The organism is Arthrobacter sp. 210 2, assembly GCF_059093025.1.
In genome coordinates, this window is the sequence record NZ_JBNHIE010000001.1 from 769,251 (window position 1) to 787,117 (window position 17,867).

A 17,867-nucleotide genomic window follows, 5' to 3' on the forward strand; every position below is an offset into this window, starting at 1 on the left:
CATTGGATTAATAGCAGCGGCACGCTGCTGCTCCCTGGAAGGGCCCTGGCATGCGGGACGAATCATACGAAGCCGGGTACCGGGCCGGCCATCTGCAGGGCTGGTTGGATGCTATGGCAAAAGTCGCCCAGGACCAGCCGCAAAGAGCGGCTGTCCAGCAGGCGGCTGCTGTGCCGCAAACGGCTCAGCCAGTGGCGGCACGGGCCGTGTCGCCCCAAGTCGCCCAGGCGCCGCCGGTGCCGAGGCCCCGGCCACTCATACAACAGCCAGCCCCTCAGAAACCGGCCCGCCCGCCCGAAACTCCGGCGGAACGGCAGGCACGCCGTGAGCGCCGCGACCGGCAAAACATCAACGTCACCCTGTACGTGGCCAGCCTGCTTCTCGTGGCGGCTGCCGCGTTGTTTGTAGGGACCGGCCTCCCGCCGACGCTCCGCTTCGCCGGGGTCTTCGCTGTTGCCTCCTTGTTCTATGCCTCCGGGTTCGTCCTCCAAAGCAAGGTGCCCCGGTTGAAACCCGCTGCCGTGGCGTTCACCGGCACCGGGCTCTCACTGGTTCCCGTGATCGGCCTGGCGCTGTACAACTTCGCCTGGCACAACGGGCCTGCTGCCTGGCTGACCACGTCCATCATCGGAACCATCGCCTACATCGCCGCCGCCCTTCGGCTCGAGAGCCGGGTCCTGGCGTACCTCTCCCTGACCTTCGTCATCTCCACGGCATGGTCGGGAATTGCAGTGCTGGGGGCGGCCCTGGTCTGGTATTTCGTTGCGCTCATCGGCGTGGCTGTGATCCTTACGGTGCTGTCCCTGGTGAAGCCGGGCTGGCTCCCGCCCTTGTTCGCGAGGCCACTGGCCACCCTACATCCGGTTGTGGTTCCAACGGTGGCCGTGGCGGTGACCTTCTTCCCGCTGCTTCTGACGCGTGGGGAGTACGCACTGGTGATGGGACTATGCGGTACGTACTTCGGTGTTGTGGCGGCTGTGCCGGCTGCACAGTACCGGGTGCGCAATTTCTATGCTGCGAGGGCTGCCCTCACGGTGGCAGCCGCCATTGCCGTCTGGGAGCTGACCGGGTACGCAGCTGATGCCCTGTTCACCGCAGGAGCAGCGCTTGCAGTCCAGGCCATCGCCGTCACCTACAACGGAAAGCGGCTGGACGCCTGGTTCCCGCCTGTGCCCGCCCAGGCCTCCCGCCTGGGCAGCCGGACAAAGACGTCCGACCGTGCCCCTTGGCTGAGTCGGGGCCGCTGGCATCGTGACGCCCTGGTAACTTTTTCGGCCCAGTTTGTACTCACGGCGGCCTTCGCTGGGACTGTGATTCTTGAGGCCGCGGTGTCTCCCGGAACGGGAAGCGATGGGCCGCTCCCGCCATGGCTCCCTCTGTACCTTCTGCTGCTGACCAGCTTCGTGGTGGGTGCCAGGCTGGGAGCGGCTGCGCAGTTTTTGCCGTTCCCGGTTTTGGCGCTGGCCGGGCTGGTGCTTCCGACCTTGGGGGAGTGGGCTTTCGCCGCGATGCTGGTCCTGGCGGCGGTCGTCTGGCTGGTCCAGGGACTCCGTGCGGGCGATGAACTGCGGCCCCTGGTGATGTTCAATGCCAGGCTGGCGGTAACCCTGGCAGTGCCCTCGGTGGTGGCAGCGTTCGCGGAGGGGAGGGGGCAGGACCAGGCCGTGTGGTTCAGCCTCGTAGCCGCGGCGGCCGGGCAGCAAGTCCTCTCCGCGGCACTTCAGCGCGCCGGACGTTCGGTGCTGGCGCCGCAGGCCACACTCATTGGCTACTCCGGCCTGGGCGTGGCAGGGGTTGCGATTCTGGCGTCTGTTGAGGGTGGACCGGGCAGCTGGCTGACCTGGGGTTCCATCCTGTTGCAGGTGGCGGCAGCCTGTGCCGTTGGCCTGCTGCTGGTCCCTCGCCATGTGGAGGACGGTGGCTGGCGCGCCAGCGTGGGTGAAGTGGTGCCCCCGGTGACCGTGGCCGTGATGGTGGGGTTCGCATTCCAGTGGGTGTCGCTGGGCGCCGGAAACACGGCCTTGTTGCTGTTTCTGGCTTACCTCACCGGAACCGGGCTGCGCCTTCCTGCGCGCCTGCACCGCTGGAGCTACTGGTGGATGGGCCGCGCAACGGGAACACTCCTGGCCATCACAGCCTTTGAGCAGCTCACCCGGACTGCAGGTGCTCCTGTCCTGGGCGGTGAGGACGTTCAACCGGCTGCCGTCCTGGGGTTGGTGCTAGGGCTCCAGGTGGCACTGGTCCTGGCAGCCTACCTGCTGCACCGGGCGCCGCGGGGCGCGGTCATCGACGCCGGCTGTGTCATCCTTTTGCAGGTGGCAGCATGCGCCTTCCTCGCCCCGCTGGGTGAAGGAAGCTGGCAGAACCTCATGGTTCCGGCCGTTGCCGCCGTTTCCGCGGCAGGTGCGGGCTATGTGTTGCGGCGGGAAGCGGGCGCACCGTGGTTCGCTCCGGCGTCGTTCGTTGTCCTGATGTTCCTGTCCGCGGGCAACCTGACGCTCGTGGATTTGCTGCTGGCCATCTTCGCTCTTTTTGCCGCTGTGATGGTGGCCGCCGCCCCTCAGCCGGTGCGTAAGGGCTGGTACTTCGTGGCAGCAAGGGTGCTCACAGCCGCCCTGGCCGTGGTCTTCAGCTACGACGTTACGGCGTCCCCCGCAGCGGTGTCAGTGACCTTCGCCGTGGTTCTTGTGGCGCAGCATGCCGTGCGCTGGGTGATGCGCTTCCGCCTGCAGACCGTCCCCTTCCAGCAGGCGGCTGTGTGGATAACCCTGGGAAGCCAAGCAGTTCTTCCGCTCATTTATGCCTTGCAGTACAGCCGGAACGGCAATGACGACGGCGGCCGCTGGGTGGTGCTCCTCGAACTCGCTCTGCTGCTGGCATCGGCTGCCGTGGCCCGGCGCCTGTTCGCAGCCCGCGGGGCGCTGTACTTCGGCGTCTGGGCGCTCCTGTTTGCCGTGTTCACGCTGAGCCCGTTCGTATCCTTCGGCGAGGCGACCCTGTTCACCTACACGGGAACGGCCATCGCCCTGCTGCTGCCGGGACTTTCGGCGGCAGCAATCGGTGCGCTGTGGAGGCGTCGGAATATCGAGCTCCCCGGCATTGAGCGCTGGCTATGGCTGGTTGCCGCCCTGTCCTTCACCCTCGCCGCATTGGTTGTTGCGCCGAGGGCGGCCGACTGGGTTGCCGGGGCGGCCGTCCTTGCCCTTGCGGCAGTGCTTTTCACCGCCTCACACGTCGAGCGGGCCCCGGCCCTCTATCCGCCCGCAGCACTGGGTGTGCTGGTGGGCGCCTTGATGCTCGCCGCCGTAGTGGCCGGGGCCTACGAGGGGGAGTGGGGCCGCTATCTTCCGTGGCTGACCGGGCCGGGTGTCGCGGCCGTTGGGCTCTATGCTGTTCGGCGGGTCCGTGCCGGCGGGCTGGTGCAGGATCCGGTACGGCGGTGGGCACTGGCCGGAGCCACCCTCCTGGGGCTCGGCGCCACCGCAGCGGCCGGGCTGCAGTCGGACGCGACGGCATGGGTTGGCGCTGCCGCACTTGGGTGCACTGCCGCCGTCGCACTCCTCGAAGCGCCACCCCCGCTGCGCCGGATGGTTGCGGAACTGGGTGTCCTCGCTGTCGTGGCGGCGGTACAGCGGGCTGCCATCTTTGAGCTGGACACATGGGACCTGCCCCATCCGTTCTGGGTGGCCCAATGGTACGTGGTGCTGGGCGTGATACTTGCCGCCCTGCGTTATCGGTCCGGACATGATGCCGTGGGCCGTACCATCGCCGGAGCTTCGGGCATCCTGCTCACGCTGTCCGGTGCCGGCGTGGTTTTCGGGGGCACAGGGGGCCAGCAGCTCTGGCTCCTGGTCCTGTTGGCCGTGATGCTGGTGGCCGGCCTCGCACTGGGTGACCGGCTCTTCGTGCGCTGGGGCGCAGGCGGCGTAGCTGCCTGCATCCTGTGGGCAATGCGGGAGTACACGTTCGCGCTGCTGGCGCTGATCGCCGTCGGACTCATTGCCTTTGCCGTGTGGCGGCTCAACCGCAGCACGGGAACCGCAGCGGCCGGCAGCAAGGACAGGCCGGCCCGGAACCTCCCCTGATACTGTTGCAGCATTGAGAGGAGTTCATCATGGGATGGCTTATTTTCCTGATTATCGCGGTTGCGGTGGTGGCCGGAGTGTTCTGGGCCAAGAGGCACTTCCGTCACGAGATTGAGCGCGCCAAGCGCATCAACCGGGCCAACAAGAACCAGTAGCCCCGCTTCAGCAGAAATTCCGGGCGGACTACTGGCCCGCCTTGGCTTTGCGTGCCCGGCTGAGGGCCTGGTACCAGTAGTAGGACTGCTTGGGAGTTCGTTCCTGGGTTTCAAAGTCCACGTGCACCAGGCCGAACCGCTGCGAATAGCCCGCGGCCCATTCGAAGTTGTCCATGAGGGTCCACACGTAGTAGCCGCGCAGGTCCACGCCGGAGGCGATTCCGCCCGGGGACGTGGCGTCCAGGGCAGCGCGCAGGTGGGTGGCCAGGTACTGCACCCGCTCGTCATCCTGGAGCGTGCCGGATACCTGGTCCGGTTCGGGGAAGCTCGCGCCGCCTTCGGTGATGTACACCGGCGGGAGGGCGTCCCCATAGCGGTCCTTGAGCTCCTTGAGCAGGATGCCCAGGTGTTCGGGAGCCACCGGCCAGCCGAACCCCGTGCTGTCGAACTCCGGGTAGCCCACCTCATGGAAGGGCAGCCGGGCCACGGCCTTATGCATGTCCGCCGGAATGGGAGCCACGCCGCGGCCGATCGCCACCTTGACCGGGAAATAGTAGTTGAGGCCGTAGAAATCCAGTGGCTGGTGGATTGTGCGCAGGTCCGCGTCGGAGATCCGGCCGATGGAACGCAGCCACGGCCGGGCGTACACGGGCAGGGTGGGATAGCGGCCCAGCAGGACAGGGTCGGCGTAGATCCGGTTCATCAGCAGGTCATAGAGATGCGCCACGAGCCGGTCACCGATCTTCCGGGACGCGGGCCGGATGGGCGCATGGAGATTGGTGACTCCCACCGTGCCGGTGACGCCCGCCGCCCGCAGCGCCTGGGCGCCGAGCCCGTGGGCGAGGAGCTGGTGGTGGATGGAGGGAAGGGCGTCGAACATCAGCGCGTGGCCGGGGGCGTGGACACCCAGGGCATAGCCGTTCAGGGTTACCGAGACCGGCTCATTGAGCGTGACCCATTGAGCCACCCGGTCTCCGAAGCGTTCGGCCGCCGCCGCGGCATAGTCGCCAAAGCGTTCCGCGGTTTCGCGGTTCATCCAGCCGCCCTTGTGTTCCAGGGGCAGGGGAGTGTCCCAGTGGTACAGCGTGGCCATGGGGGAAATGCCGGCGGCCAGCAGCTGGTCGATCAGCCGGTCGTAGAAGTCCAGGCCCTCCTGGTTGAAGCTTCCCCGGCCGTCCGGCTGGATCCGCGGCCAGGACAGCGAGAAACGGTAAGAATCCACGCCGAGCTCCTGCAGCAGGGCCACATCCTCGGGCAGCCTGTTGTAGTGGTCGCACGCCACTGCGGGAGAGTGCCCGTCGACGATGGCCCCGGGTTTCTCGGCGAACGCATCCCAGCCGGACGGTCCGCGGCCCCCCTCACTCAGGGCGCCTTCAATCTGGAACGCCGCTGCCGCGACGCCCAGGGTGAACGACGGCGGCATGCGGTTGGCCAGTTCCGTCACCGATTCAGTGCTTTCCAGCGTCATCTCCTTATCATCCATTCGGAAGGAACAGAGGGCAATGACCCCGCTGCGGCCGCCTGAAAAGGGGCGATTCGCATCTGCCGGGGTTTTCCGGCATACTAGATGAGTTGTTCAAGCGCTTCTTCGTGTCCCGATCCGGATAATGCCGGGTGTCAGGGTCCAAGTGGAAGACCAAACATAACCCACCCCAATGGAACTGCGGATTTGTATGCGTGCTGAGCGCGACACGCCCGACCGCGGGGGTCGGTTACGCCGGCAAGGTGAGGAACCCGGATTCATCCGGATTCAGTTTGTGCGGCGGATGGTGGTTACGACCTCAATTGCTTCGGCAGCCATACAACGAGTAAGTGAACAGGGCAGCCCCAACCAGGGGAAGCACAGACTGAAAGAGAGTCAGGCGACATGGCGGGACAAAAAATCCGCATCCGGCTGAAGTCATACGACCACGAGGTCATTGACGTTTCAGCACGGAAGATCGTTGAGACGGTCACGCGCGCAGGCGCAACGGTAGTGGGCCCCGTGCCGCTGCCGACGGAGAAGAACGTGTACTGCGTCATCCGCTCTCCGCACAAGTACAAGGACAGCCGCGAGCACTTTGAAATGCGCACGCACAAGCGTCTTATCGACATCATCGATCCCACGCCGAAGGCTGTTGACTCGCTCATGCGTCTCGACCTGCCGGCTGACGTGAACATCGAAATCAAGCTGTAGGGAGGTGCTGAGAAACTATGACCGCAACCCGTAACGTAAAGGGCCTGCTGGGCACGAAGCTCGGCATGACCCAGGTCTGGGACGAGAACAACAAGCTCATCCCCGTCACTGTGGTCCAGGCAGACTCGAACGTCATCACCCAGCTGCGCAACGCAGAAGCTGATGGCTACGTCGCCGTTCAGATCGGCTACGGCCAGATCGATCCCCGCAAGGTCACCAAGCCGCTGGCTGGTCACTTTGAGAAGGCAGGCGTCACGCCTCGCCGCCACGTCGTCGAACTCCGTACCGCAGATGCTGCTGAGTACGAGCTGGGCCAGGAGCTCTCCGTAGAGGTCTTCGAAGCCGGCCAGAAGATCGACGTCATCGGCACCACCAAGGGTAAGGGCTTCGCCGGTGTTATGAAGCGTCACGGCTTCCACGGCGTTGGAGCTTCCCACGGTGCCCACAAGAACCACCGTAAGCCCGGTTCAATCGGTGGCGCATCCACCCCGAGCCGCGTCTTCAAGGGCATGAAAATGGCCGGCCGCATGGGCGCCGTTCGTCACACCACGCTGAACCTCACGGTCCACGCGGTTGACGTCGAGAAGTCGCTGCTCCTGATCAAGGGCGCCGTCCCCGGCGCCCGCGGCCAGGTCGTACTCGTACGCACCGCCGTGAAGGGAGCCTAGTTCAATGGCTAACACTGTCCAGGTTGACCTGCCTGCAGAGATCTTCGACGTCCAGACCAACGTGCCGCTGCTGCACCAGGTTGTCGTTGCCCAGCTCGCTGCTGCTCGCCAGGGTACCCACAAGACCAAGACCCGCGCTGAAGTTTCCGGTGCAGGACGCAAGCCGTTCAAGCAGAAGGGCACCGGCCGCGCCCGTCAGGGTTCCATCCGTGCTCCTCACATGACCGGCGGTGGCGTTGTCCACGGTCCCACCCCGCGTGACTACAGCCAGCGCACCCCCAAGAAGATGATTGCTGCTGCACTGCGCGGCGCACTCTCTGACCGGGCCCGCAACGGACGCATCCACGTTGTCGCTGAACTGGTTGCAGGCGACAAGCCTTCGGCCAAGAACGCACTGGCAACGCTCCGCGGTGTTTCCGACCGCAAGAACCTGCTGGTCGTCATCGAGCGCGCCAACGATGTTGCTGCACTGTCCGTGCGTAACCTCGCCGGTGTTCACGTTCTGTACGCAGACCAGCTGAACACCTACGACGTTCTCGTGTCTGATGACGTTGTCTTCACCAAGGCTGCCTACGAAGCATTCGTTGCCGCCAAGGCAGCTAAGAACGAGGAGGATGCCAAGTGAGCGCAGCCACCATCAAGGATCCCCGCGACGTCGTGCTTGCACCCGTCGTGTCGGAAAAGAGCTACGGCCTGATCGACGAGGGCAAGTACACCTTCCTGGTGGACCCCCGGTCGAACAAGACCGAGATCAAGCTGGCCGTGGAGAAGATCTTCTCCGTCAAGGTCGAATCGATCAACACCATCAACCGTGCCGGTAAGCGCAAGCGCACCAAATTCGGATGGGGTACCCGCAAGAACACCAAGCGTGCGATTGTCACCCTCAAAGAAGGCACCATCGACATCTTCGGCGGTCCGCTCTCGTAGCGGAGACCACTTTAACGAGGAAATAAATTATGGGAATCCGTAAATACAAGCCGACTACCCCGGGCCGTCGTGGCTCGAGCGTAGCGGACTTCACCGAAATCACGCGGTCGACGCCGGAAAAGTCGTTGGTACGTCCGCTGCCCAAAAAGGGCGGCCGTAACAACACCGGTAAGATCACCACCCGTCACAAGGGTGGCGGACACAAGCGCCAGTACCGTCTGATCGACTTCCGTCGCCACGACAAGGACGGCGTTGACGCCCGCGTTGCCGAAATCGAGTACGATCCGAACCGCACGGCTCGCATCGCCCTCCTGCACTACGTTGATGGCACCAAGCGTTACATCATCGCCCCGAACAAGCTGTCCCAGGGTGACTTCGTAGAGGCAGGTGCCAACGCTGACATCAAGCCTGGCAACAACCTGCCCCTGCGCAACATCCCCGTGGGTACCGTTATCCACGCAGTTGAACTGCGTCCGGGTGGCGGCGCCAAGATGGGCCGCTCCGCCGGTGCATCCATCCAGCTTGTTGCCAAGGAAGGCCGCTTCGCCCAGCTGCGTCTGCCTTCCGGCGAAATCCGCAACGTTGACGTGCGCTGCCGCGCAACCGTCGGCGAGGTGGGCAACGCCGAGCAGTCGAACATCAACTGGGGCAAGGCCGGCCGCATGCGCTGGAAGGGCGTCCGCCCGACCGTCCGTGGTGTAGCCATGAACCCGGTTGACCACCCGCACGGTGGTGGTGAGGGTAAGACGTCCGGTGGACGTAACCCCGTCAACCCGAACGGTAAGCGGGAAGGCCGCACGCGCCGCCCCAACAAAGAGAGCGACAAGCTTATTGTGCGTCGCCGTCGTACTGGCAAGAACAAGCGATAGGAGCCTGGACACATGCCACGCAGCCTGAAAAAAGGTCCTTTCGTTGACCAGCACCTCTTTGTGAAGGTAGCCAGGGAAAACGAAAAGGGCACCAAGAACGTCATCAAGACCTGGTCCCGCCGTTCGATGATCATCCCCGACATGCTCGGACACACGATCGCCGTACACGACGGACGCAAGCACATCCCGGTGTTTGTCACTGAGTCGATGGTCGGGCACAAGCTCGGCGAATTCGCTCCCACGCGGACATTCCGCGGCCATGTCAAGGACGACCGTAAGGGCAAGCGCCGCTAGGCGCCTGCACTTACGTCAAAGACGAGAGAAGGAAAGCAATGGAAGCCAAGGCAATTGCGCGCCACATCCGCGTAACGCCTATGAAGGCCCGGCGCGTCGTCAACCTTGTTCGTGGTTTGCAAGCGAATGAGGCTCTGGCAATTCTGAAGTTTGCCCCGCAGGCAGCTTCGGAGCCGGTATTCAAGGTAGTACAGTCGGCAATCTCCAACGCCCGGGTCCTCGCGGACCGCGACGGCGTGGCGTTTGACGAAGGCGACCTCATCATCAGCGAAGCGTTTGTTGATGAAGGCCCGACCATGAAGCGGTTCCAGCCGCGTGCCCAGGGTCGTGCATTTCAGATCAAGAAGCGCACCAGCCACATCACCGTGGTAGTCGCTACCCCGGAGAAAGAGGAGGCTCGCTAAGTGGGACAGAAAGTAAACCCGCACGGGTTCCGACTCGGCATCACCACCGATCACGTATCGCACTGGTTCGCTGACAGCACCAAGGCCGGCCAGCGGTACAAGGACTTCGTTCGCGAAGACATCCGCATCCGCCAGCTCATGTCCACGGGCATGGAGCGCGCCGGTATCGCCAAGGTTGAGATCGAGCGCACCCGTGACCGTGTCCGCGTGGACATCCACACGGCCCGTCCCGGCATCGTCATCGGCCGCCGTGGAGCAGAAGCAGACCGCATCCGCGGCGAGCTCGAAAAGCTCACCGGCAAGCAGGTCCAGCTGAACATCCTCGAGGTCAAGAACCCCGAGATGGAAGCCCAGCTTGTTGCCCAGGGCGTTGCAGAACAGCTGACTTCGCGTGTGGCTTTCCGCCGCGCGATGAAGAAGGCCATGCAGTCCGCACAGCGTGCAGGTGCCAAGGGCATCCGTATCGCCTGCTCCGGTCGACTGGGTGGCGCTGAAATGTCCCGCTCGGAGTTCTACCGCGAAGGCCGTGTGCCCCTGCACACCCTCCGCGCGAACATCGACTACGGCTTCTACGAAGCCAAGACCACCTTCGGCCGCATCGGCGTGAAGGTCTGGATCTACAAGGGTGACGTCACCGCCAAGGAACTGGCCCAGCAGGCCGCTTCCGCCCCGTCCCGTGGCCGCTCCGGCGACCGTCCGGGCCGTCCGGGTGGCGCTGACCGTGGTGACCGCCGCCGTCGCAACGACCGCCCGGCCGCTGACGCAGCTCCTGCTGCAGAAGCACCGGCAGTTGAAGCAGCACCTGCTGCTGCAGAAGGAGGACAGGCTTAAATGCTTATCCCACGTCGAGTCAAGCACCGTAAGCAGCACCACCCGGGTCGCTCCGGCGCTGCTACGGGCGGCACCAAGGTCTCCTTCGGTGAGTACGGCATCCAGGCCCTGAGCCCGGCATACGTCACCAACCGTCAGATCGAGTCTGCACGTATCGCGATGACCCGCCACATCAAGCGTGGCGGCAAGGTCTGGATCAACATCTACCCGGACCGTCCCCTGACCAAGAAGCCTGCCGAAACCCGCATGGGTTCCGGTAAGGGTTCACCGGAATGGTGGGTCGCAAACGTCAAGCCGGGCCGGGTTCTCTTCGAGATCTCCGGTGTCGAAGAATCGGTAGCACGCGAGGCCCTGCGCCTGGCAATCCACAAGCTCCCGTTGAAGGCACGCATTCTGCGTCGCGAAGGTGGTGAATAGAAATGGCAGTAGGATCCAAGGATCTGGCTCCCGCACAGCTGGACGGTTTCGACAACGAGCGTCTCGTTGAAGAACTCCGCAAGGCCAAGGAAGAGCTGTTCAACCTGCGTTTCCAGTCCGCCACCGGACAGCTGGAGAACCACGGTCGTCTGCGCGCGGTAAAGAAGGACATCGCCCGCATCTACACCGTTCTCCGTGAGCGCGAGCTGGGCATTCGTGCCGAGGTTGCCGCACCGGTTGTGGAAGCCAAGGAAGAGAAGAAGTCCAAGAAGGCAGCAACCAAGAAGGCCGAGCCGGCTGAAACGGTTGAGACCGAGGAGGATGCCAAGTGAGTGAAAAGGACGAGAACGTGACGGAAACTGCTACCGCAGCCACGGCTGAGCAGCGCGGTTACCGCAAGACGCGTCGCGGCTACGTGGTCTCGGACAAGATGGAAAAGACCATCGTTGTCCAGGTTGAGGACCGCGTGAAGCACGCCCTGTACGGCAAGGTCATCCGCCGTACCTCCAAGGTCAAGGCTCACGACGAGAACAACACCGCCGGCATCGGCGACCTCGTTGTCATCGCCGAGACCCGTCCGCTGTCCGCCACCAAGAACTGGCGGCTCGTGGAAATCCTCGAGAAGGCCAAGTAGCACCTGCTGCTTAGCTGGAAGCCCTCGCTCCCTCCGGAGCGGGGGCTTCCTCGTTTAACCGCGCGGGCCGTCACGGGCAGCCCACTTTTGAGGAGCTTACGACGGCGGCGCCGCGGCTTTTTGGGGGAGTGGCACCAAAAGTGGGCCAAAAGGCTGCCCTGGGTGACGACGTCGTCCGCCCTTCCCGCACCCTCTCCCACCTCTCGCCGTCATTTTGGCAACGCTCTCTCACCTGATGCAGGTTTTGGGAGGACCCTCTCTCACTTCCCTTAGGAAAGTGAGAGAGCGTCGGTTGAACATGCGCATCAGGTGAGAGAGCGTGCGACGCCGGGGCCGCGGCTTTGCGCGGGAGTGGTGCGCCTGGCGGGCCAAAAGGCCGTGCTGCGTGCCGCCGTCGTCCGTCTTGCGGGGGAGCGCTGCCGGGTGATATGGGGACTGCGGCAATCTGTGCTAAGATTTTGAGTTTGTATGGCGCCTTTCGTGCGCCGTCATCAAACCTCGTAAACAAGCGTGCCAAGGCATAGTGCCCCCTTGCGCCCGGGATCCGTCCCGGACCGGATGGGAGCAACTGCTGTTGGCACGGGCGTTTAGGCCTGGTCTGGCAAAATCCAGGCAGGTCAAGAGACACCCCGATCAACCGTTCCGCAAGGCTCATTCCGTAGGAAGATTTTCGGTCTGAGAACCGGCGCGACGCAAGGAGTAAATAGTGATTCAGCAGGAGTCGCGACTCAAGGTCGCCGACAACACGGGTGCTAAGGAAATCCTTACCATTCGCGTTCTCGGTGGATCCGGCCGTCGCTACGCAGGCATCGGTGACGTCATTGTCGCCACCGTCAAGGACGCAATTCCGGGCGGCAACGTAAAGAAGGGCGATGTTGTCAAGGCAGTCATCGTCCGTACCAAGAAGGAACGCCGCCGTGCGGATGGTTCCTACATCAAGTTTGACGAGAACGCAGCTGTGATCCTGAAGGGCGACGGTGACCCCCGCGGTACCCGTATCTTCGGACCGGTTGGTCGTGAACTCCGTGACAAGAAGTTCATGAAGATCGTTTCTCTGGCTCCGGAGGTGCTCTAGTCCATGGCTGCAAAGATCAAGAAGGGTGACCTCGTTCAGGTCATCACTGGCGCCAAGGCTGAGCGCGGCGGCGACCGCGGCAAGCAGGGCAAGGTCCTGCGCGTGTTCACCGACACCAACCGAGTGTTGGTCGAAGGCATCAACCGCGTAACCAAGCACACCAAGGTCGGTCAGTCGCAGCGCGGCACCAAGACCGGTGGCATCGAGGTTGTTGAAGCCCCGATCCACATCTCCAACGTGGCCCTGGTTGACCCGTCCACCAAGAAGCCCACCCGCGTTGGCTTCCGCACTGAGACCGTTGAGCGCAACGGCAAGCAGCGCGAAGTCCGCATCCGCGTGGCCAAGAGCTCAGGGAAGGACATCTAATGACTGAGACTCTCGAGACTCCGGCAACGAAGATCGTTCCTCGTCTGAAGACCAAGTACGCCGAATCCATCAAGAGCACGCTTATTGAGGAATTCAAGTACGAAAACGTCAACCAGGTTCCGCGCCTCGTCAAGGTCGTTGTGAACATGGGTGTTGGAGATGCCGCCAAGGACTCCAAGCTGATCGACGGCGCTGTCCGCGATCTGACCCAGATCACCGGCCAGAAGCCGCAGGTAACCAAGGCCCGCAAGTCGATCGCACAGTTCAAGCTGCGCGAAGGCATGCCCATCGGTGCACACGCTACCCTGCGTGGCGACCGCATGTGGGAATTCCTGGACCGCCTGGTCACCCTCGCACTGCCCCGTATCCGCGACTTCCGCGGCCTGTCCGGCAAGCAGTTCGATGGCAACGGCAACTACACCTTCGGTCTGACCGAGCAGGTTATGTTCCACGAAATCGACCAGGACAAGATCGACCGCACCCGCGGTATGGATATCACGGTTGTTACCACTGCAAAGACCGATGACGAAGGCCGCGCGCTGCTGAAGGCGCTTGGCTTCCCGTTCAAGGCCGAAGACTAATCTAACTACGTAAAAGGTCCGGCGGTACGGCTCCCACCTGTGGAAGCGGCACCGCGGAAACCGTTATGAGGAAGGGCAAGAGCCCACAATGACAATGACAGATCCTGTCGCAGACATGCTCACGCGTCTGCGCAACGCAAACTCGGCATACCACGACACCGTGTCCATGCCGTACAGCAAGCTCAAGGCACGCGTCGCCGACATCCTCAAGGCCGAAGGCTTCATCGCCGGCTGGAAGGAAGAAGACGCGGAGGTCGGCAAGAAGCTGACCATCGAGCTCAAGTTCGGGCCGAACCGCGAGCGTTCCATCGCTGGCGTTCGCCGTATCTCCAAGCCGGGCCTGCGTGTTTACGCAAAGTCCACCAACCTGCCGCACGTGCTCGGTGGCCTGGGTGTCGCAATCCTGTCCACCTCTTCCGGCCTCCTGACTGACAAGCAGGCCGGCAAGAAGGGCGTGGGCGGCGAAGTCCTCGCGTACGTCTGGTAACGGGAAAGGAAGAGAATAATGTCACGTATTGGACGTCTCCCCATCACCGTTCCTGCCGGCGTTGAGGTCAAGGTTGACGGCTCTGTCGTCAGCGTCAAGGGTGCCAAGGGCGAGCTGAACCACACTGTGGCCAGCCCGATCGAGGTTTCCCTGGAAGCAGACACCCTGACCGTCGCCCGCCCGAACGACGAGCGCGCATCCCGCTCTCTCCACGGCCTGACCCGCACCCTGATCTCCAACATGATCGAGGGCGTCACCAAGGGCTACGAGAAGAAGCTTGAAATCGTCGGTACCGGTTACCGCGTTCAGGCCAAGGGATCTGACCTTGAGTTCGCTCTCGGTTTCAGCCACCCGGTCAACGTCTCCGCACCGGAGGGCATCACCTTTGCAGTTGAGACCCCGACCAAGCTCTCTGTTTCAGGTATCAACAAGCAGCAGGTCGGCGAGGTTGCTGCCAACATTCGCAAGCTGCGGAAGCCGGACCCCTACAAGGGCAAGGGCATCCGTTACGCCGGCGAAGTCATCCGCCGCAAGGTCGGAAAGGCTGGTAAGTAACCATGGCCATCTCAATTAACAAGAAGCGTACGAACAAGAGCAAGTCTGCTTCGCGCAGCCGCCGCCAGCTTCGTATCCGTAAGCGCATCTCCGGTACGGCTGTACGTCCTCGTCTGGTCGTCAACCGCTCCGCACGCCACGTATTCGTCCAGGTTGTCGATGACACCAAGGGCCTGACCGTAGCGAGCGCGTCCACTCTGGAAGCCGACCTTCGTGCATTCGACGGTGACAAGACTGCCAAGGCCAAGCGCGTTGGCGAGCTCGTCGCCGAGCGTGCCAAGGCTGCCGGTATCGAAGCTGTTGTCTTCGACCGCGGTGGTAACAAGTACCACGGCCGGATCGCCGCCGTCGCTGACGGTGCACGTGAAGGTGGGCTGTCACTGTGACGGAAGCAAACAAGGAAAAGGACACTGTGTCTGCAGATCAGAAGGCGACTGAAGCCGTAGCTGCTCCGGCCACTGAGACCACTGCCCCCGCAGCTGGTGACGACCGCCGTGGCGGTGCTCGTCGCGGCGAGCGTGGCGACCGTGGCCAGGGCCGCGGCGAGCGTGGTGGCCGTGGCGGCCGCGACGGCGGCCGTGAAGCCGAGAAGAGCCAGTTCGTAGAGCGCGTCGTCACCATCAACCGCGTTTCCAAGGTGGTCAAGGGTGGTCGTCGCTTCAGCTTCACCGCTCTGGTCGTCGTCGGTGACGGCAACGGCATGGTCGGCGTTGGCTACGGCAAGGCTAAGGAAGTTCCTGCCGCAATCGCGAAGGGCGTTGAAGAGGCCAAGAAGTCCTTCTTCCGCGTTCCCCGCGTTGGCAACACCATCCCGCACCGCGTTCAGGGTGAGGCTGCTGCAGGCGTCGTAATGCTGCGTCCGGCCTCCGCCGGTACCGGTGTTATCGCCGGTGGCCCGGTCCGTGCAGTACTGGAGTGCGTGGGCATCCACGACATCCTCTCCAAATCGCTCGGTTCCTCCAACGCCATCAACATCGTTCACGCGACCGTTGACGCCCTGAAGCGCCTCGAAGAGCCGGCAGCAGTGGCAGCACGCCGCGGCCTGCCCCTCGACGAGATCGCTCCGCCGGCACTGGTGAAGGCCCTCCTGAACCCGAAGGCAGGTGTCTAAGTTATGGCTAAGAACCTGATCCCCTCCGACACCCAGTTGGAGATCACTCAGATCAAGTCCGCCATTGGCGGCAAGCAGAACCAGCGCGACACCCTGCGGTCCCTCGGCCTGAAGCGGATCGGACACACCGTTGTCCGCACCGCCGACGCCGTCACCGTCGGAATGCTCAACACGGTTCCGCACCTGGTAAAGGTAGAGGAGGCGAAGTAAATGGCAGAGAACACTGCTGACAAGGCACAGAGCGCCGCTGCTGACAAGCAGAACGCCCTGAAGGTTCACCACCTGCGTCCCGCTCCGGGTGCCAAGACCGCCAAGACCCGTGTTGGTCGTGGTGAGGCATCCAAGGGTAAGACCGCCGGTCGTGGCACCAAGGGTACTGCAGCCCGCTACCAGGTCAAGGCTGGCTTTGCCGGCGGCCAGCTGCCGCTGCACATGCGCCTGCCGAAGCTGCGCGGCTTCAAGAACCCGTTCCGGGTTGAGTTCCAGGTTGTAAACCTGGACAAGCTCAACGAGCTGTTCCCGGAAGGTGGCGCAGTCACCGTGGAGAACCTGGTCGAAAAGGGTGCAGTTCGCAAGAACCAGCCCGTCAAGGTGCTGGGCACCGGCGACATCACCGTCAAGGTTGACGTCACCGCCCACGCATTCTCGGCCAGCGCCGCTGAAAAGATTGCTGCAGCAGGCGGAAGCACCACCGCTCTCTAGAGCCGGTGGGCGCCAAGCCCGTTGTTGAACTCCCGGTGACCGGGGCCAAGGCCCTGGTCACCGGGAGTTTTTCACATCCACCCGCCGTATTTTTCCCGCCACCGGGCGCACGGGCGCCGCCGCGGATTGTTCGCATGGCGCGTCCAACCGTTAGACTCGGTTGTTGGGATTATTGAGCCCCATCACACCACTCTTATAAACACCACAGGAGGACGCTTGCTTAGCGCATTTGGCCGGGCCTTTCGCACGCCTGATCTGCGACGCAAGTTGTTGTTCACGCTGGGAATCATCACCATCTTCCGCTTGGGTGCTTTTATTCCCTCGCCTGGTGTGGACTACCAGAATGTCCAGCAATGCTTGCAGAACGGTCAGACGGCAGGCGGGCTCTACCAGCTCGTTAACCTGTTCAGCGGCGGCGCGTTGCTCCAGGTGTCCATCTTCGCCCTGGGCATCATGCCGTACATCACGGCCAGCATCATCGTCCAGCTGCTCCGGGTGGTCATACCCCGCTTCCAGCAGCTGTACGAAGAGGGCGCTTCGGGCCAGTCCAAACTGACCCAGTACACCCGGTACCTCACCATTGCCCTGGGCCTGCTGAACGCCACCACCCTGGTGTCCCTGGCCCGCTCCGGGCAGCTGCTTCCCGGCTGTGCGCTCCCGATCATCCCTGACGACAGCGTCATCACCACCATCCTGATCATCATTACCCTGACAGCCGGCACCGGCCTGATCATGTGGATGGGCGAGCTCGTCACCGAGAAGGGCGTGGGCAACGGCATGTCCCTGCTCATTTTCACCTCCATCGCAGCGACGTTCCCCACCTCCCTCGGCGCCATCTGGAGCTCGCAGGGACCGGCAACGTTCTTCACCGTCCTGGCCGTCGGCCTGCTGACCGTGGCGCTGGTGGTCTTCGTGGAGCAGTCACAGCGCCGTGTTCCGGTGCAGTACGCCAAGCGGATGATCGGACGCCGCACCGTGGGTGGAACCAGCACCTACATCCCCATCAAGGTGAACATGGCCGGTGTTATCCCGGTGATCTTCGCTTCCTCCATGCTCTACCTGCCCGGCCTGATTGCACAGTTCAACCAGCCCGCCGCCGGTGAGCAGCTCCAGCCGTGGGTCGAATGGATCAACAACAACCTGGTCCGCGGCGACCAACCGATCTACATGGTCCTGTACTTCGCCATGATCGTGTTCTTCACCTACTTCTATGTCGCGATCACCTTCAACCCTGAAGAAGTGTCCGACAACATGAAGAAGTACGGCGGCTTCATTCCAGGTATCCGCGCCGGTAAACCGACCGCTGACTACCTGCAGTACGTGCTCTCCCGGATCACCCTGCCCGGCGCCCTCTACCTGGGCTTCGTGGCACTGATTCCGCTGGTGGCACTGGTACTGATCAACGCAAACCAGAACTTCCCGTTCGGTGGCACCTCGATCCTGATCATGGTGGGCGTTGGCCTGGAGACCGTCAAGCAAATTGATGCGCAGCTACAACAACGTCACTACGAAGGGCTTTTGCGATGACGA

The 17,867-nt window shown here is 63.3% G+C and carries 24 protein-coding genes; 23 read left to right on the top strand and 1 reads right to left on the bottom strand.

Features of this window, described 5'->3' with window-relative positions; translation table 11 throughout:
• Positions 1 to 50: 50 nt before the first annotated feature.
• Both AC5RWA_RS03645 and AC5RWA_RS03650 read left to right on the top strand, forming a co-directional pair.
• Positions 51 to 4,085: a hypothetical protein gene (locus AC5RWA_RS03645; RefSeq protein ID WP_494056595.1), complete on the top strand. Its 4,035-nt coding sequence runs from the start codon at positions 51 to 53 to the stop codon at positions 4,083 to 4,085.
• Between the two features lie 29 nt (positions 4,086 to 4,114).
• Entirely contained in the window at positions 4,115 to 4,240 is a 126-nt protein-coding gene (locus AC5RWA_RS03650; protein WP_139386233.1) for a protein BatD, read from the top strand.
• Between the two features lie 28 nt (positions 4,241 to 4,268).
• Here the strand turns inward: AC5RWA_RS03650 and AC5RWA_RS03655 are convergent, their stop codons facing one another.
• Positions 4,269 to 5,708 (bottom strand): GH1 family beta-glucosidase, encoded by a 1,440-nt coding sequence (locus AC5RWA_RS03655; protein ID WP_079596671.1) that lies wholly within the window; start codon positions 5,706 to 5,708, stop codon positions 4,269 to 4,271.
• Positions 5,709 to 6,107: 399 nt separating this feature from the next.
• Between AC5RWA_RS03655 and rpsJ the strand changes: the two genes are divergently transcribed.
• The 21 genes from rpsJ (at position 6,108) to secY (ending at position 17,864) form a co-directional block, all read left to right on the top strand.
• Complete coding sequence (rpsJ, locus tag AC5RWA_RS03660) at positions 6,108 to 6,416, top strand: 30S ribosomal protein S10 (protein ID WP_003803825.1); 309 nt, start codon at positions 6,108 to 6,110, stop codon at positions 6,414 to 6,416.
• 17 nt (positions 6,417 to 6,433) lie between these two features.
• On the top strand, positions 6,434 to 7,084 hold the full coding sequence (rplC, locus tag AC5RWA_RS03665; RefSeq protein WP_013601833.1) for a 50S ribosomal protein L3: 651 nt from the start codon (positions 6,434 to 6,436) through the stop codon (positions 7,082 to 7,084).
• Between the two features lie 4 nt (positions 7,085 to 7,088).
• Positions 7,089 to 7,709 carry a 50S ribosomal protein L4 gene (rplD, locus tag AC5RWA_RS03670; RefSeq protein WP_079596672.1) on the top strand — a complete coding sequence of 207 codons (621 nt, stop codon included), beginning with the start codon at positions 7,089 to 7,091 and terminating at the stop codon, positions 7,707 to 7,709.
• Positions 7,706 to 8,011, top strand: coding sequence for a 50S ribosomal protein L23 (gene rplW, locus AC5RWA_RS03675; protein WP_009358306.1), 306 nt, complete (start codon positions 7,706 to 7,708; stop codon positions 8,009 to 8,011). The genes rplD and rplW overlap by 4 nt, the downstream gene beginning before the upstream one ends.
• Positions 8,012 to 8,040: 29 nt before the next feature.
• The gene (rplB, locus tag AC5RWA_RS03680; protein ID WP_066293289.1) at positions 8,041 to 8,880 is read left to right on the top strand and encodes a 50S ribosomal protein L2; all 840 of its coding nucleotides are present in this window, start codon (positions 8,041 to 8,043) and stop codon (positions 8,878 to 8,880) included.
• Between the two features lie 12 nt (positions 8,881 to 8,892).
• Positions 8,893 to 9,174: a 30S ribosomal protein S19 gene (gene rpsS, locus AC5RWA_RS03685; RefSeq protein WP_003803803.1), complete on the top strand. Its 282-nt coding sequence runs from the start codon at positions 8,893 to 8,895 to the stop codon at positions 9,172 to 9,174.
• 38 nt (positions 9,175 to 9,212) lie between these two features.
• Positions 9,213 to 9,578: a 50S ribosomal protein L22 gene (gene rplV, locus AC5RWA_RS03690; protein WP_009358304.1), complete on the top strand. Its 366-nt coding sequence runs from the start codon at positions 9,213 to 9,215 to the stop codon at positions 9,576 to 9,578.
• Complete coding sequence (gene rpsC / locus AC5RWA_RS03695; RefSeq protein WP_079596673.1) at positions 9,579 to 10,409, top strand: 30S ribosomal protein S3; 831 nt, start codon at positions 9,579 to 9,581, stop codon at positions 10,407 to 10,409.
• Positions 10,410 to 10,826 carry a 50S ribosomal protein L16 gene (gene rplP, locus AC5RWA_RS03700; RefSeq protein WP_013601829.1) on the top strand — a complete coding sequence of 139 codons (417 nt, stop codon included), beginning with the start codon at positions 10,410 to 10,412 and terminating at the stop codon, positions 10,824 to 10,826. It abuts the gene before it with no gap.
• A gap of 2 nt (positions 10,827 to 10,828) precedes the next feature.
• Positions 10,829 to 11,158 (top strand): 50S ribosomal protein L29, encoded by a 330-nt coding sequence (gene rpmC / locus AC5RWA_RS03705; RefSeq protein WP_013601828.1) that lies wholly within the window; start codon positions 10,829 to 10,831, stop codon positions 11,156 to 11,158.
• Positions 11,155 to 11,460, top strand: coding sequence for a 30S ribosomal protein S17 (gene rpsQ / locus AC5RWA_RS03710; protein WP_013601827.1), 306 nt, complete (start codon positions 11,155 to 11,157; stop codon positions 11,458 to 11,460). The genes rpmC and rpsQ overlap by 4 nt, the downstream gene beginning before the upstream one ends.
• Before the next feature lie 706 nt (positions 11,461 to 12,166).
• Positions 12,167 to 12,535, top strand: coding sequence for a 50S ribosomal protein L14 (gene rplN, locus AC5RWA_RS03715; protein WP_009358299.1), 369 nt, complete (start codon positions 12,167 to 12,169; stop codon positions 12,533 to 12,535).
• A gap of 3 nt (positions 12,536 to 12,538) precedes the next feature.
• On the top strand, positions 12,539 to 12,901 hold the full coding sequence (gene rplX, locus AC5RWA_RS03720) for a 50S ribosomal protein L24 (protein ID WP_013601824.1): 363 nt from the start codon (positions 12,539 to 12,541) through the stop codon (positions 12,899 to 12,901).
• Positions 12,901 to 13,482, top strand: coding sequence for a 50S ribosomal protein L5 (gene rplE / locus AC5RWA_RS03725; RefSeq protein WP_050054317.1), 582 nt, complete (start codon positions 12,901 to 12,903; stop codon positions 13,480 to 13,482). The genes rplX and rplE overlap by 1 nt, the downstream gene beginning before the upstream one ends.
• An 88-nt stretch (positions 13,483 to 13,570) precedes the next feature.
• On the top strand, positions 13,571 to 13,969 hold the full coding sequence (gene rpsH, locus AC5RWA_RS03730) for a 30S ribosomal protein S8 (RefSeq protein ID WP_079596674.1): 399 nt from the start codon (positions 13,571 to 13,573) through the stop codon (positions 13,967 to 13,969).
• 18 nt (positions 13,970 to 13,987) lie between these two features.
• Positions 13,988 to 14,524: a 50S ribosomal protein L6 gene (gene rplF, locus AC5RWA_RS03735; protein ID WP_079596675.1), complete on the top strand. Its 537-nt coding sequence runs from the start codon at positions 13,988 to 13,990 to the stop codon at positions 14,522 to 14,524.
• Positions 14,525 to 14,526: 2 nt separating this feature from the next.
• The gene (gene rplR / locus AC5RWA_RS03740; protein ID WP_079596676.1) at positions 14,527 to 14,910 is read left to right on the top strand and encodes a 50S ribosomal protein L18; all 384 of its coding nucleotides are present in this window, start codon (positions 14,527 to 14,529) and stop codon (positions 14,908 to 14,910) included.
• Positions 14,907 to 15,635, top strand: a complete 729-nt coding sequence (gene rpsE, locus AC5RWA_RS03745) for a 30S ribosomal protein S5 (RefSeq protein ID WP_079596677.1) — start codon at positions 14,907 to 14,909, stop codon at positions 15,633 to 15,635. Before rplR ends, rpsE begins: the two co-directional genes overlap by 4 nt.
• Before the next feature lie 3 nt (positions 15,636 to 15,638).
• On the top strand, positions 15,639 to 15,845 hold the full coding sequence (gene rpmD / locus AC5RWA_RS03750) for a 50S ribosomal protein L30 (protein WP_028269574.1): 207 nt from the start codon (positions 15,639 to 15,641) through the stop codon (positions 15,843 to 15,845).
• Complete coding sequence (gene rplO, locus AC5RWA_RS03755) at positions 15,846 to 16,337, top strand: 50S ribosomal protein L15 (protein WP_079596678.1); 492 nt, start codon at positions 15,846 to 15,848, stop codon at positions 16,335 to 16,337. It abuts the gene before it with no gap.
• A gap of 216 nt (positions 16,338 to 16,553) precedes the next feature.
• Positions 16,554 to 17,864: a preprotein translocase subunit SecY gene (secY, locus tag AC5RWA_RS03760; protein ID WP_079596679.1), complete on the top strand. Its 1,311-nt coding sequence runs from the start codon at positions 16,554 to 16,556 to the stop codon at positions 17,862 to 17,864.
• Positions 17,865 to 17,867 lie beyond the last annotated feature (3 nt).

What these genes read in the sequence shown, in the direction of transcription:
- AC5RWA_RS03645 (WP_494056595.1), top strand. Translation starts at nt 51, where the DNA reads ATGCGGGACGAATCATACGAAGCCGGGTACCGGGCCGGCCATCTGCAG.
- AC5RWA_RS03650 (WP_139386233.1), top strand. Translation starts at nt 4,115, where the DNA reads ATGGGATGGCTTATTTTCCTGATTATCGCGGTTGCGGTGGTGGCCGGA.
- AC5RWA_RS03655 (WP_079596671.1), bottom strand. Translation starts at nt 5,708, where the DNA reads ATGACGCTGGAAAGCACTGAATCGGTGACGGAACTGGCCAACCGCATG.
- rpsJ (WP_003803825.1), top strand. Translation starts at nt 6,108, where the DNA reads ATGGCGGGACAAAAAATCCGCATCCGGCTGAAGTCATACGACCACGAG.
- rplC (WP_013601833.1), top strand. Translation starts at nt 6,434, where the DNA reads ATGACCGCAACCCGTAACGTAAAGGGCCTGCTGGGCACGAAGCTCGGC.
- rplD (WP_079596672.1), top strand. Translation starts at nt 7,089, where the DNA reads ATGGCTAACACTGTCCAGGTTGACCTGCCTGCAGAGATCTTCGACGTC.
- rplB (WP_066293289.1), top strand. Translation starts at nt 8,041, where the DNA reads ATGGGAATCCGTAAATACAAGCCGACTACCCCGGGCCGTCGTGGCTCG.
- rpsS (WP_003803803.1), top strand. Translation starts at nt 8,893, where the DNA reads ATGCCACGCAGCCTGAAAAAAGGTCCTTTCGTTGACCAGCACCTCTTT.
- rplV (WP_009358304.1), top strand. Translation starts at nt 9,213, where the DNA reads ATGGAAGCCAAGGCAATTGCGCGCCACATCCGCGTAACGCCTATGAAG.
- rplP (WP_013601829.1), top strand. Translation starts at nt 10,410, where the DNA reads ATGCTTATCCCACGTCGAGTCAAGCACCGTAAGCAGCACCACCCGGGT.
- rpmC (WP_013601828.1), top strand. Translation starts at nt 10,829, where the DNA reads ATGGCAGTAGGATCCAAGGATCTGGCTCCCGCACAGCTGGACGGTTTC.
- rplX (WP_013601824.1), top strand. Translation starts at nt 12,539, where the DNA reads ATGGCTGCAAAGATCAAGAAGGGTGACCTCGTTCAGGTCATCACTGGC.
- rplE (WP_050054317.1), top strand. Translation starts at nt 12,901, where the DNA reads ATGACTGAGACTCTCGAGACTCCGGCAACGAAGATCGTTCCTCGTCTG.
- rpsH (WP_079596674.1), top strand. Translation starts at nt 13,571, where the DNA reads ATGACAATGACAGATCCTGTCGCAGACATGCTCACGCGTCTGCGCAAC.
- rplF (WP_079596675.1), top strand. Translation starts at nt 13,988, where the DNA reads ATGTCACGTATTGGACGTCTCCCCATCACCGTTCCTGCCGGCGTTGAG.
- rplR (WP_079596676.1), top strand. Translation starts at nt 14,527, where the DNA reads ATGGCCATCTCAATTAACAAGAAGCGTACGAACAAGAGCAAGTCTGCT.
- rpmD (WP_028269574.1), top strand. Translation starts at nt 15,639, where the DNA reads ATGGCTAAGAACCTGATCCCCTCCGACACCCAGTTGGAGATCACTCAG.
- rplO (WP_079596678.1), top strand. Translation starts at nt 15,846, where the DNA reads ATGGCAGAGAACACTGCTGACAAGGCACAGAGCGCCGCTGCTGACAAG.